Origin of the sequence: Clostridium cadaveris (genome assembly GCF_020911725.1) — a bacterium.
Classification (GTDB): domain Bacteria; phylum Bacillota; class Clostridia; order Clostridiales; family Clostridiaceae; genus Clostridium_X; species Clostridium_X cadaveris.
Genome location: NZ_CP076620.1, coordinates 941,433 through 954,183, shown reverse-complemented (window position 1 = coordinate 954,183; position 12,751 = coordinate 941,433). Strand labels below are relative to the sequence as shown.

Genomic DNA, 12,751 nt, shown 5'->3' with positions numbered 1-12,751 from the left:
ATTACTATTATATAATAATCACATAAAATTTCTATTAAGAAAGAGAGTGATTATAATGAGCTCAGTTAATATAAGTAGTGAAGCTTTTAAAGATTTCAAGAAATTACTTGAAGATAATAAAGTACCTAATAATACGGTTAGAATAAATTTAGCAGGTTTTGGCTGCAGCGGTCCTATGTTTAATCTTGTTATCGGAGAAAAGGATGATAATGATGATGTTACAACAATAGAAGATGTTACTATATTAGTTACAAAAGAATTAGTATCAGAATTTGGAGGCTTTACAGTGACTTGTGAAGCTGAAAATGGAAGAGGATTATCTCTTGAGCCAATAGTTAAAGTGGAAGGCGGATGCGCATCCTGCGGTGGCGGATGTCACCACTAATTTAAATTATATAAGAATTTTAAAGTTCAAAATAGATATATTTGAAGGTATCTTCAGATATATCTATTTTTTTATACAACTTTATCCCAAAATGTCGAATTTTTTATCATTATTTCTTTGACAAGGAATAATTATTATCTTATAATAACTTTATAACTATCGATATTTTCGATAAATATAGCGAATACTATTAGTATAAACTATAACATAGATGTGTTGAAGTTTATTATTCGATGAATTTACACATTAATTTTAAAAGAAAGAGAGTGATTACTGATGAGCGCAATTAATATGAGCGATGTTGCTTTCAAGGATTTTAAACAATTACTTGAAGACAATAAAGTAGAAAATAATACAGTAAGAATAAATTTAGCAGGAATGGGCTGAAGCGGTCCTATGTTTAATCTTGTTCTGGATGAACAAAAAGAAAATGATGATGTTACAAAGATTGAAGACGTAACTATATTAGTTGATAAATCTTTAGTTGAAGACTTCGGCGGATTCAACATTACTTGTGAAGCTGAAAATGGCAGAGGATTATCTCTTGAGCCTGTAGTTAAGGCTGAAGGTGGATGCTCTTCTTGTGGAGGAAGCTGTCACTAATTCTAATTTAAACATAAAAGTAAGGGATTAGATTCTTATGAATTTAATCCCTTCTATATTTATAAATCAAAGGTCAGTACACTGACCTCTCCTTGAATGTCATGTATCATATCTCTTGCTATATGAATACCCACCTTATCATCATCATATTCTCTTTTATTTTTTAAGCTGAGAACTTTTCCGTAAGGCTTTTCTAAAGAAATCTCTTTTTCCTTTCCTGTAAGAACCCATATGGTTTTATAATTCACAGGTTTAACCTTCAATTCCTTTTCTCCAAGTCCATCTGTAAAGTAAACTACTAAAGTATCTTTTAAATTTTCTTTTTTTACGTAGGAAAACAGTGGAGAAAAAGCAGTAGCTCCAGTCTTATCTAATCTAGATTTTATATCTTTTAAGTCTTTTATATCGTAAACTCTTCTGACTTTATCATCACATTCAGCTATTTTTATATTAGCCTTACAATTTTTTAGTATCTCAAAAACCTCTTTTAAGATGTTGCGTATTTCGCCGGTAGTTATAGAACCGCTTATATCTATAACAAGAAGTATATTAGCTACTCTATCCCTTAGATTTCCTCTAAGGTCAAGTCTTTCCGGCTGTCTTCTATCCTTTCTTGTTATAGTCTTTTTATAACCATGTGGCATTGTCATTACCAAGCGCTTTAAGTAGTTACTCCAACTTATTTCAGCTTTCATTTCTAAAGCTTCTAGTATAGCTTCGAGACCCTCTGGAAGATTACCATCTTTAATTGCTCGTTTAGCCATAATCTTTACAAGATCCTCATTATACTCTTTGTTTAAAACATTAGATTTCTTCCAACTATCATGAACAAGCTCCATGTCATAGATTTCATCGCTAACTTCAGGCTTTCCTAGCCTGTAATCCTTCATTGCTTCATTAAGCTTTAAGGCATATTCTTCAAATGATCTTCCCTTTTTTAAACTTAAATTATAAAGAAAATTCACCTTTTCTATGGTGTAGGTAAAGTTTGGCGGATATTTTATATATTGATTAACTGATATATCCATAGCAATATTTATCGCTGATTTTCTGTATCTTCCTTCCAAAGCCTGCGCCCTGTCATAATGAGAATACATTATATGATAAATCTCATGTTTTATAAGAGCCTGCATCTCCCACTCAGTAAGCTCAAGACAAATCTTTACATCAAAGTTCATTATATAACCTTTAGCACTTCTAGTAGTTTCTATAGGCCATTTTAATCCTAAAGAAGTCTGCTTTTTTACATTCAGCATGAAGTTTCCAAAAAAGCTGTCTTTCCCTGTAATCATATGCAGATTACATTTTTCTATAAGAGAAAAAAATTTAATTTTGAACTGAGCATCTATATCCTTTTGACTGTTAAACTCCGCTGCTTCCCTATAAAGATTTGCTTTTTCTTTATCATAATACGTAAAATTACTCATTATATCACCCTTTTAATAACATTCAAAGAAAGCATTTATGAAGTCATCATCCTCTAAAAGTTCTTTATAAATTCCATCTTTATAATCTGCTCTTATATCCTTCATTATTGATATTCTAAGATCTACAGGATAGCATTTAAGAACATTGCTGAAAATATTTATATCCTTTTCTTTATGATTCTCCTTGTCAAGATACATAAGGAGATTTTTTGCCATTATATAAAGTCTTGCGTGGTCTTCTTTAAGTATTATGTCTTTTACATCTGAAGGCACGACTTCATTTGAGAATAACTCTTCTGCTCTTAGAGGCATAGGCTTGTAGTCGCTTATGTAGCTTATGAAATCCTGCGCTATATCTCCTCCAACATTGCCTTTTACCACATTGTAGAATATATTTTTACTATAAGAATCCTTATTGCTTAAATACACATTATAAGATTTTGAAACTCTTTCCCAGCTTCTTGGAGTTGCCTTCACCGTTTCTTTTGATTTTGGTCTATGAAGATAATGAGGAAATACGGATATAAACTCTAGTATGTGAGGATGTATATCGCCTTTCTCTGCTCCCCAGCTTATCCAGTCCTTAAAGTTTGACTCCATATAAACCCATACAAACCTATTTTCCTGTGCTTCGTCCATATCTACAACTTCATACTCTGTATCTTCAAAAGCATCATATTTATTTGATGGGTTCATAGCTGCCATTACATGAACCGCTTCCTTCAAATGATATCCATTGATTTCTCTATTCAGTATAAGATTCATCAGCTCTTGCTGAACATTATGGTCACATCTATTTATTTCATCAATAAAAAGCATAACTTCATTTTCTGGGTTCTCTCTCAAATACTCTTCTATATCTAAAAACTTTGTATGCATAGCATATACTGTTTTTTTACCCTTTATGTTTCTGCCATTATCATAGGTATTATACTCTTCTACTGTTGGAAGCCCTCCTATTTCACCTTCTTTTAAAAGGTTAGCATCTATATTTACAAGATGATAGGAGTTTTTTCTGCAAAGTTCCTTTGCAAGTGCTGTCTTTCCAATTCCGCTCTCTCCCACTAAAAGAGGAACAGACTGGCTTTTAATAATTAAATCTACTGTTGTTAATGCTTCATTAAAATTCAATTTTCTTTCCGCCTTTCCTCATTATAGTGATAAAGTGTAATCCATAGAAAACTGCTTTACTTTTTTACTTCCATACTCACTTATAAAGGCAAGTTTATTCATAACTAAGACTTCCAAATTTAAAAAGTTTTTTATATACACCTTGTCTGGTTCTTCGCAACACATTTTTTCAATTAGAACTTCTTCTATAAGATTCTCATCTACATCATCATATATATATTTTAAAATTTTTATATTTCCTTTTAGAAGAGCCTTAAGCTCATAATCATCTACAGCATCTATATATCTTATTGCTTCTTCATTCTGCCTTACAGCTTCTATCTTTGCGTTTAAACAAGGTTTTTCTATAAACTTTATTACGCTCCAATAATTTCTTATGGCTTCTATTTGAGTCTTTTCTGTAGGATTTTTTATATACTTTACTGCATCGCAGTCCTTTTGTACTGCTTTAATCTCTAAATCCTCAGAAGCATCTTTAATGTACTGTATAGCCCATCCCTTCATAGATAGTGCTTTTTCAATGACGGCTTTTGATGGATTCTTTATGTGTTTTAAAGCATTCCATGAAGCTGTAACCGCTAAAAGACATATATCTTCTTCAGGGTTTTCCATGTACTCTATAGTCATTGGATTTTTCTTTACTGCAATTTTTCTAAGATTTTTTGATTGTTCCTTTATGTACTGAATAGCTGATGGATTTGATGAAACTGCAGCTATCTTCATCTCTTCTGTTGGACTATCTATATTCTTTATTGAAAAAGGATTATCTCTCAACTGTTTTATAATTAAACCTTCCTCTTCCATTCTAACACCTTCTTATTAATAATCATTATTTATAAATATAAATTATTATATCATGTTATGATAAAAATTTAAATACATAAAATAAACCCTGGCTTCACCAAGGTCTACTTACGTATTATTTATTTCTTAATTTTAAAGCCAAATATTGCAAAAAGGTTACATATCTACCTATACTTTTCAACTTCTTTTCTTACAGCTTCAAGGAGATTGTTTAGTTCCCATACTTCTCCCTGTCCTATAAGTTTATTAAGCTTAGCCTCATATCTATATGCTTCTTGTACTTTATTTAAAGAGCTTAAAGTAAGTATTCTATTCATTATACTTGATACTATGTCAGATTTAACTTCAAAAAGTTTTTGTGCATCCTTTATTTCTTCCTTGATTTCTGTCATCTCTTCGTCAAGTCTATGAGCTGCATCAGCTGCACTTTTAAGCTTTTGCTTTATCTCCTCAGGAATCTGCTGTTTGTACTTATAGTTTAATGAATGTTCTATAGTCGCCCAAAAGTTCATAGCTAAAGTTCTTATCTGAAACTCAGCTAGTATTTCTGTCGTACCCTCTGCCATATTTACAGGATACCTTATTATCACATGATAGCTTCTATAACCGCTTTCTTTCACATTTGCTATATAGTCCTTTTCATACATTATCTGCATGTCTTTTCTTCCTCTAATTATCTCAACAACTTTTTCTATATCATCTACAAACTGGCACATGATTCTTACACCAGCGATGTCTTCCATTTCATATTGTAATCTATCTAAAGGAATGTTAAATTTATTAGCTTTTTCAAGTATTGATGAAACTTCCTTTACTCTTCCCGTTACAAACTCTATAGGTGAATATTCATTCGTTCTTCTATATTCTTTTCGTATTCCCCTAAGTTTTACTTTCAGCTCTTCTACAGCCTGTTCATACGGTGTTAAAAAACTTTTCCATTCCATTATTGCCATGATATTTCACCCTCTTATTGTTTTTCTCTTACCCTCTCTTGTATGCCTTTATCTTATGGCTATCCTAAGTTTATAATATTTTAATGGGATTAAAGTCTAGAAAGTCACAAGAAGTCATGATATATTCAATTCCGTCATAGACACCATTTAAAGCATTTTTTAAACCTGCTCCATGAAGATGACCATATATAACTTTCTTCACTCCATATTTTTTAAAAGTCTCTGTATATAAAGTTTCCTGATTTTCATTAAACTTAGGAGGATAATGCATCATAACAATTATATCTTTATAACCATCCTTAACTGCCTGTTCTAAAGATAATGTAAGACGTATATTCTCTCTATTGTATATTTTGTCATCATGAGCTGTAAAACCAGTTGCCCCTTTACATATCCATCCTCTTGTCCCGCATATAGCCCAATTTTCATATGTATAATAATTGTTTTGTATAAAATCCATATCTTCATATAAATTTCTAAGTTTAGATATAGTAGTCCACCAATAATCATGATTTCCCTTTGATATTATTTTTCTTCCTGGAAGCTTATGAATCCATTCTAGATCCATAAGACCTTCTTCCATTTTCATGGACCAAGATATATCTCCAGCTATTAAAACTGTATCTTCTTCTTTAATTATTTTAATCCAATTTTCTTTTATCTTTTCATCATGCTTGCTCCAATGCTGGCCAAAGATATCCATAGGCTTTTCACCATTTAAAGCAAGATGAAGATCTGAAATAGCATATAAAGCCATGTCTTATCACCTTTCGTTATGTATAATATATTTTTAAAAATATTTCCCAGACCATGCATCATTAGTTAAGTGTTATTTTATCCATTTAGATTATATCACAATTATATATATTTAAAAAACGGGAGTGTCGCAAATACTTTATAGTTTTGCAACACTCCCTAGATTTTAACTATACTAGTTGAAGTTTATGATAGCTCTTTTTACCCTTTTTAACTAAGGCTACTCCATCTGTAAAATCTTCTTCTACTAAGTTTCTATATATATCTGTAACTTTTTCATCATTTAAAGATAAACCATTTTGTTTTATGATTCTCTTTCCTTCTGCTTTAGATGGTATTATTCCACCTTCTGCAAGGATATCTAATAAAGATGTATTTAATTTCTCTCTTGAAACTTCAACAGTAGGAACATTATTCATATTGTTTCCACCTGCAAATAAAGCTTCTGCTGCTTCCATAGCCTTTTTAGCTTCTTCTTCGCCATGTATAAGCTTTGTAACTTCATAAGCTAAAACTTTCTTAGCTTCATTTATAGCCGATCCTTCTACAGCACATAGTTCATTAACTTTATCCATTGGAACAAAAGTTAAGAGTGATAGACACTTTTTAACGTCCGCATCTTGAACATTTCTCCAGTACTGATAGAATTCATATGGAGATGTCTTCTCTGGATCAAGCCATAAGGCTCCATTTTGAGTCTTACCCATCTTTTTACCTTCACTTGTTGTAAGAAGTGTGCAAGTCATTGCATAAGCCTGTTTTTGTTCTTTTCTTCTTATAAGATCTACTCCTGCAAGCATGTTAGACCATTGGTCATCTCCACCAAGCTCCATTGAACATCCGTATTTCTTATTTAATACAAGGAAATCATAACCCTGCATTAACATATAATTAAACTCAAGGAATGATAATCCCTTTTCTAATCTCTGCTTGAAACATTCTGCAGTAAGCATCTTATTTACAGAAAAGGCTGAACCTATATCTCTTATAAAATCTATGTAATTTAAATTTAAAAGCCAATCTGCATTATTTTCTAGTATAGCTTTTCCATCGCTGAAATCTATAAATCTTTCCATTTGCTTTTTAATACAGCTTACATTATGTTCTATAGTTTCTCTAGTCATCATTTGTCTCATGTCAGTTCTTCCACTAGGATCGCCAATCATAGCTGTTCCGCCGCCTACTAAAGCTATAGGTCTATGTCCTGCTCTTTGCATATGTGCCATAAACATCATAGCTATAAAGTGTCCTACATGAAGACTGTCTGCTGTAGGGTCAAAGCCTATATAAAAAGTTACCTTTTCCTTTTCAAGTAATTCTCTTATTTCCTTATCGTGAGTCAACTGTTTTATGTATCCTCTTTCCGTAAGGATGTCATATACATTTCTCATGTAATACCTCCCTATAAATTCGCTATAGTCTTATCAATTATTTTATTATATCACATGAATTTACATTTATATAGGGAAACAATTCAGTAATTTTCTAAAAATAAAAGTCTACCTGATTTTTGAATGAAAATCTTTCTTTCACTCATTAGGTAGACCTTTACATATAGTTCCTATAATATTTTCAACTTTATCCTTCTAGGCTGCCTTCACATATTTTTTTAGAAACTCAGGCATTCCTTCTTGTGAAATGTCAGAATTTAAATTTATATACATTTCCACGCCGTTCTTTTTACAAAAACTCTCTAATCTGCAAAATAAATGTGCCATATCTTCCATGGACCCAGACACAATATTGTTTAACCCATCAACAAATATCATATCAACGTCATAATTTCCCGAAAGTATACCGCACAATAGTCCGTAAAATTCATTACAGTCTTTTACTTCATAATCTTCAGTTGTGATAAATCTAATTCTTCTGTCCAAACTATACATAGGTCTTTTGTCATCATCAATATAAACCATTTGCCCGTCTGCATTATGGATCTTTTGGTTAGCCAAATCTATTAAAGCTTTTGTTTTACCTGAACCTCTCTTGTTACAGAATACATTTATCATTTTTACCACCCCTTAAGTTTTTTTTAGGTGAAAATCTATTAATACTAGTATATAATATTCAGAATATTTTAGCAACTATTTTAATCCACTTTTTTATCTATTTATTATTTAAATTCCGACCTCACCCTATATTATAGATTCTACTCCATGATAATGATTTTTATACTTCATATCATGGAGTTTTCATGTAAATTTTAAGTAAGTTTCTATCTATAATTTGTAAATTGTAGTGCTATTCCAAAATCCTTTTCCTTTAAAAGCTGCATAATATTTTGAAGATCATCTTTGTTCTTACCTGATACTCTGACTTGTTTATCTAATATCTGAGATTGAACCTTTATCTTACTGTCTTTTATAGCTGCTACAACCTCTTTTGCCTTTTCCTTAGAAATTCCATTAACTATCTTTGCATTTACTCTAGCGCTGCCAAGAGAACCATGTTCCACTTTCCCAAACTCTAAAGCCTTAGGAGATACCCCTCTTTTTATAAGCTTACCCTTTAGTATATCTATTACTGCATTTAATTTGTATTCATCATCAGAAACTATCTTCACTTCTTCGTCTTTTATTATTTCTATTTCTGATTTGCTTCCTTTGAAATCATATCTTTGAGAAATCTCCTTTAAAGATTGGTTTACAGCATTGTCAACTTCCTGCATATTTACCTCTGAAACTACATCAAATGAATATGTACTAGCCATTTTATGCCCTCCTACAATATTTTTTATATATAATATAGTTTAAAATATTTATATTCTATAATCAATAATATTTCCTCTATTCTCTAAATTAACTCATAATATCAGCATAAATTTATCGAAATTAATATTATTTCCCATTACTTAATCTTTATTTAATATTATAAAATTGTAATATAAACTTATTGATTTTATTAGCCATTATGTTATAATAAATACATAATAAATTTATGTATAGGTTAATTTTCAGGTACTTGTCCTTCCTTGAATAGCGGAAGTAAAGTTATCCCAAAATTATCGCTATATTATCAAGGAGGATTTTAAAATGGAAGATAAGACTATCGTATGTAAAGATTGTGGAAAAGAATTCGTATTCACTGTTGGAGAGCAAGAATTCTTCAAAGAAAAAGGATTCGAAAACGATCCAGTAAGATGCCCAGAGTGCAGAAAAGCTAGAAAAGCATCTAAAATGAGCAATAGAAGATAATTGACTTAATTCCTCATGCCTTATGGCATGAGGTTATTTTATTTTTTGAGTATATTTTTTATATGCATAATAATTTTTCAAATTTTGTCATCTGTTTCTAATAAGAATTTTTTTAATTATTTTTCTTGTTGATTCCTTAAAAATTACTCTATAGCTATTGACAAATGCAAATCAAATACATATTATAATAATCAAAGAGTCTTAAAATCTATGATAAGAATTAGTAGGCTAAAAAACAAATTTACAGAGAGCTATAGGTGGTGGAATTATAGCAATTATGCTTTAGTTGAATGGGTCTTTGAGATGCGGTGTGAAATTTATTAGTAGCATCAGCCGTTACCTTACGTTATAAAGGATAGATATGTTAGTATCTTATTAGAGTTAACCTTTCAGGTTAAAATAGGTGGTACCGCGATTATTACGCCCTATGAGTTTTATCTCATAGGGCTTTTTTATATTTTAAATTTACAGTTAAAACTTTATTAGGAGGAGTTTTTTATGGAAGATAAGAAAAAAGTTATATTTAGTGGAATTCAACCCTCTGGTAATCTTACCTTAGGAAATTATTTAGGAGCATTAAAGAACTGGGTAGCTCTTCAAGATCAATATGACTGCTATTATTGTGTAGTGGATCTTCATGCTATAACAGTTAGACAAGAACCAAAGGATCTTAGAGCCAGAACTTTAGAGGTTCTTGCTATATATATAGCAGCAGGAATCGACCCTGAAAAAAATACTATTTTTATACAATCCCATGTACCTGCTCACTCTGAAGCAGCATGGCTTTTAAACTGCTCAACTTACATGGGTGAATTATCTAGAATGACTCAATTTAAAGACAAATCTCAAAGAGTTGGAGATTCTGTATCTGCAGGATTATTCACTTATCCTGTTCTTATGGCAGCAGACATCCTGCTTTATAATACTGACCTTGTACCAGTTGGTAAAGATCAAATGCAGCATTTAGAGATTACTCGTGATATAGCTCAAAGATTTAACAGCGCTTATAGCCCAACCTTCACAATACCTGAAGCATATATTCCAAAGGCTGGAGCGAAAATAATGGATTTACAAGACCCTTCTAAAAAGATGTCTAAATCCGCTGATAACCCTAATGGTTTCATACTTATAATGGATCCACCAGAGGTTATAAGAAGAAAAGTAAGCAGAGCTGTAACTGATAGTATAGGTATTATAAATTATACTGAAGATCAGCCTGGGGTAAAAAATCTAATAGATATTCTTGCTGTAATAAAAAAGCTTGACCCAATAGAAGTTGCTGCTTCTTATAAAGATAAAGGCTATGCTGAATTAAAACATGACGTAGCAGAAGCTATAGTAGAAGAACTGTCTCCTATCCAAGAAAAGGTGAAAGAGCTTCTAAAGGATAAAACTTATCTAGAAGAGATATACAAAAAAGGCGCTGAAAAAGCAAACTATGTATCTAGAAAAGTTCTTAGAAAAATGCAAAAGAAAATAGGCTTTATACAATAATAAAACCCTCCGTGTATGTCTATAATATACACGGGGGGGTTTTTTTCTTGTTGGGGAAAAGTTAAGAACTCACTACGGGGAATAGTAAGTTCTTAGGGGGTTGTTTCTAGTTCTTATATATCTTAGCTTTTATGAGCTTCTCTTTTCAAAAACTATTATATCACTTAAATAGCTCATATCAAATTTGATGAAAGCTTAGTTTTTTTCATAATGACTATTTGGTAACGTTTTTAACATTCATTATCTTTAAATTATTCAGCCTTTCATTATTTTACAAAAAATTTAATGAAAATATTATAAGATGCATTATGTAGAATTTTAGATTATAATAGTTAATAGAATTGCAGTTTAAATCTTTTTGAGATAAATTGATTTATTGGTAAACAATAATAGGAGGAACATTTATGACAGATTTACAAAGAGAAATAGATAAGAGACGAACCTTTGCCATAATCTCTCACCCAGATGCCGGTAAGACAACATTAACAGAAAAATTCTTGCTTTATGGAGGTGCTATAAGACTTGCAGGTTCTGTAAAGGCTAGAAAAGCTTCAAAGCACGCTGTATCTGACTGGATGGAGATAGAAAAACAAAGAGGTATCTCTGTAACTTCGTCAGTTATGCAATTTAATTACGATGGCTATTGCATAAACATACTAGATACTCCTGGCCACCAGGACTTTAGTGAAGATACATATAGAACATTAATGGCTGCAGACAGCGCTGTAATGGTTATTGATGGTGCTAAAGGTGTCGAAGCACAAACAAGAAAATTATTCCAAGTTTGTGCACTTCGAGGAATTCCTATATTTACTTTCGTAAATAAGATGGATAGAGAAACAAGAGACCCTTTTGAGCTTCTTGAAGAAATAGAAACTGAACTTGGAATAAAATCATACCCTATGAATTGGCCTATAGGTCAAGGTTCTGAATTCAAGGGAGTTTATGAGCGTGATAAGGAATCTATAGAAGTATTCCAAGACGGAGAACATGGTCAAAAGGAAGCAGAAAAAGTCGAAGCTAAGGTTGATGATCCTGCTCTTACAGAACTTTTAGGTTCTGCTTTACATGAAAAACTTATGGAAGATATCGAACTTTTAGACTATGCAGGAGATGAATTTGATTTAGAAAAAGTAAATTCCGGTGAACTTACACCTGTATTTTTTGGTAGTGCCTTAACTAACTTTGGTGTTGAGCCATTCTTAGAGCACTTTCTAAATCTTACTTCTCCACCTACTCCAAGAAATTCTGATAAAGGTCTTATAAATATCTACGATGAGCCATTCTCTGCTTTTGTATTTAAAATTCAAGCTAATATGAATCCTGCTCATAGAGACAGAATTGCCTTCATGAGAATCTGTTCTGGTAAATTCGAAAAAGGTATGGACGTTAATCACATTCAAGGTAAAGGAAAAGTAAAGCTTGCCCAACCTCAACAATTTTTAGCACAAGATAGAGAAATAGTTGATGAAGCTTATGCTGGAGATATCATTGGAGTATTTGACCCAGGTATATATTCTATAGGTGACACACTTTGTAAGAGCGGTGAAAAATTTAAATTTGAAGGAATTCCAACTTTTGCTCCTGAACATTTTGCTAGGGTACGTCCTATAGATTCTATGAAGAGAAAGCAATTCATAAAAGGTATAACTCAGATTTCACAAGAAGGAGCTATTCAGGTTTTTAAAGAATTGTTTATCGGTATGGAAGAAATTATCGTTGGTGTTGTAGGTGTGCTTCAGTTTGAAGTTTTAGAGTATAGACTTAAAAATGAGTATGGCGTAGACATAAAGATGGATAGGCTTTCTTTCAAATATGTTAGATGGATTGAAAACAAGGAAATAGATATGAATTCTATAAATATAACTTCTGATACTAAGAAGGTTACTGATTTAAAAGATAGAAATCTATTAATCTTCCAGTCTGACTGGGGAATAAGTTGGGCGCTTGATCATAACAAAGAACTTATACTTTCCGACATAGGCAAAAATAACGACTAATGGA

At 31.6% G+C, this 12,751-nt stretch carries 13 protein-coding genes and 1 other annotated feature; of the genes, 5 read left to right on the top strand and 8 right to left on the bottom strand.

Annotated features, from left to right (window positions below):
- The first annotated feature begins 55 nt into the window (after positions 1-55).
- Both KQH81_RS04325 and KQH81_RS04320 read left to right on the top strand, forming a co-directional pair.
- On the top strand, positions 56-385 hold the full coding sequence (locus tag KQH81_RS04325; protein WP_230028995.1) for a HesB-like protein: 330 nt from the start codon (positions 56-58) through the stop codon (positions 383-385).
- A gap of 396 nt (positions 386-781) precedes the next feature.
- Positions 782-988, top strand: coding sequence for an iron-sulfur cluster assembly accessory protein (locus tag KQH81_RS04320; protein WP_230028994.1), 207 nt, complete (start codon positions 782-784; stop codon positions 986-988).
- Positions 989-1,047: 59 nt separating this feature from the next.
- On the opposite strand, the gene KQH81_RS04315 is transcribed toward KQH81_RS04320, so the two are convergent.
- From KQH81_RS04315 to KQH81_RS04280, 8 genes are all read right to left on the bottom strand, one after another.
- Positions 1,048-2,415 carry a vWA domain-containing protein gene (locus KQH81_RS04315; protein ID WP_035770168.1) on the bottom strand — a complete coding sequence of 456 codons (1,368 nt, stop codon included), beginning with the start codon at positions 2,413-2,415 and terminating at the stop codon, positions 1,048-1,050.
- Between the two features lie 12 nt (positions 2,416-2,427).
- Positions 2,428-3,546 carry an ATP-binding protein gene (locus KQH81_RS04310; RefSeq protein WP_027637336.1) on the bottom strand — a complete coding sequence of 373 codons (1,119 nt, stop codon included), beginning with the start codon at positions 3,544-3,546 and terminating at the stop codon, positions 2,428-2,430.
- 21 nt (positions 3,547-3,567) lie between these two features.
- Positions 3,568-4,350 carry a hypothetical protein gene (locus tag KQH81_RS04305; protein ID WP_027637337.1) on the bottom strand — a complete coding sequence of 261 codons (783 nt, stop codon included), beginning with the start codon at positions 4,348-4,350 and terminating at the stop codon, positions 3,568-3,570.
- A 164-nt stretch (positions 4,351-4,514) separates the two neighbouring features.
- On the bottom strand, positions 4,515-5,303 hold the full coding sequence (locus KQH81_RS04300) for a GTP pyrophosphokinase (RefSeq protein ID WP_027637338.1): 789 nt from the start codon (positions 5,301-5,303) through the stop codon (positions 4,515-4,517).
- 70 nt (positions 5,304-5,373) lie between these two features.
- Positions 5,374-6,060, bottom strand: a complete 687-nt coding sequence (locus KQH81_RS04295; protein WP_027637339.1) for a metallophosphoesterase — start codon at positions 6,058-6,060, stop codon at positions 5,374-5,376.
- A gap of 169 nt (positions 6,061-6,229) precedes the next feature.
- Positions 6,230-7,450 carry a tyrosine--tRNA ligase gene (gene tyrS / locus KQH81_RS04290; protein WP_027637340.1) on the bottom strand — a complete coding sequence of 407 codons (1,221 nt, stop codon included), beginning with the start codon at positions 7,448-7,450 and terminating at the stop codon, positions 6,230-6,232.
- Positions 7,451-7,645: 195 nt separating this feature from the next.
- Positions 7,646-8,068: a hypothetical protein gene (locus KQH81_RS04285; RefSeq protein ID WP_027637341.1), complete on the bottom strand. Its 423-nt coding sequence runs from the start codon at positions 8,066-8,068 to the stop codon at positions 7,646-7,648.
- Between the two features lie 206 nt (positions 8,069-8,274).
- Positions 8,275-8,769: a YajQ family cyclic di-GMP-binding protein gene (locus tag KQH81_RS04280; protein WP_027637342.1), complete on the bottom strand. Its 495-nt coding sequence runs from the start codon at positions 8,767-8,769 to the stop codon at positions 8,275-8,277.
- A gap of 322 nt (positions 8,770-9,091) precedes the next feature.
- Here KQH81_RS04280 and KQH81_RS04275 point away from each other — a divergent pair, with 322 nt between their 5' ends.
- From KQH81_RS04275 to KQH81_RS04265, 3 genes are all read left to right on the top strand, one after another.
- Entirely contained in the window at positions 9,092-9,253 is a 162-nt protein-coding gene (locus tag KQH81_RS04275; protein WP_027637343.1) for a zinc-ribbon domain-containing protein, read from the top strand.
- Between the two features lie 201 nt (positions 9,254-9,454).
- Positions 9,455-9,684: a binding site (T-box leader), on the top strand.
- Between the two features lie 67 nt (positions 9,685-9,751).
- Positions 9,752-10,747 carry a tryptophan--tRNA ligase gene (gene trpS / locus KQH81_RS04270; protein ID WP_027637344.1) on the top strand — a complete coding sequence of 332 codons (996 nt, stop codon included), beginning with the start codon at positions 9,752-9,754 and terminating at the stop codon, positions 10,745-10,747.
- Between the two features lie 404 nt (positions 10,748-11,151).
- Positions 11,152-12,747 carry a peptide chain release factor 3 gene (locus KQH81_RS04265; RefSeq protein WP_027637345.1) on the top strand — a complete coding sequence of 532 codons (1,596 nt, stop codon included), beginning with the start codon at positions 11,152-11,154 and terminating at the stop codon, positions 12,745-12,747.
- Positions 12,748-12,751 lie beyond the last annotated feature (4 nt).

What these genes read in the sequence shown, in the direction of transcription:
- KQH81_RS04315 (WP_035770168.1), bottom strand. Translation starts at nt 2,415, where the DNA reads ATGAGTAATTTTACGTATTATGATAAAGAAAAAGCAAATCTTTATAGG.
- KQH81_RS04295 (WP_027637339.1), bottom strand. Translation starts at nt 6,060, where the DNA reads ATGGCTTTATATGCTATTTCAGATCTTCATCTTGCTTTAAATGGTGAA.
- KQH81_RS04265 (WP_027637345.1), top strand. Translation starts at nt 11,152, where the DNA reads ATGACAGATTTACAAAGAGAAATAGATAAGAGACGAACCTTTGCCATA.
- KQH81_RS04320 (WP_230028994.1), top strand. Translation starts at nt 782, where the DNA reads ATGTTTAATCTTGTTCTGGATGAACAAAAAGAAAATGATGATGTTACA.
- KQH81_RS04325 (WP_230028995.1), top strand. Translation starts at nt 56, where the DNA reads ATGAGCTCAGTTAATATAAGTAGTGAAGCTTTTAAAGATTTCAAGAAA.
- trpS (WP_027637344.1), top strand. Translation starts at nt 9,752, where the DNA reads ATGGAAGATAAGAAAAAAGTTATATTTAGTGGAATTCAACCCTCTGGT.
- KQH81_RS04305 (WP_027637337.1), bottom strand. Translation starts at nt 4,350, where the DNA reads ATGGAAGAGGAAGGTTTAATTATAAAACAGTTGAGAGATAATCCTTTT.
- KQH81_RS04300 (WP_027637338.1), bottom strand. Translation starts at nt 5,303, where the DNA reads ATGGCAATAATGGAATGGAAAAGTTTTTTAACACCGTATGAACAGGCT.
- KQH81_RS04275 (WP_027637343.1), top strand. Translation starts at nt 9,092, where the DNA reads ATGGAAGATAAGACTATCGTATGTAAAGATTGTGGAAAAGAATTCGTA.
- KQH81_RS04280 (WP_027637342.1), bottom strand. Translation starts at nt 8,769, where the DNA reads ATGGCTAGTACATATTCATTTGATGTAGTTTCAGAGGTAAATATGCAG.
- tyrS (WP_027637340.1), bottom strand. Translation starts at nt 7,450, where the DNA reads ATGAGAAATGTATATGACATCCTTACGGAAAGAGGATACATAAAACAG.
- KQH81_RS04285 (WP_027637341.1), bottom strand. Translation starts at nt 8,068, where the DNA reads ATGATAAATGTATTCTGTAACAAGAGAGGTTCAGGTAAAACAAAAGCT.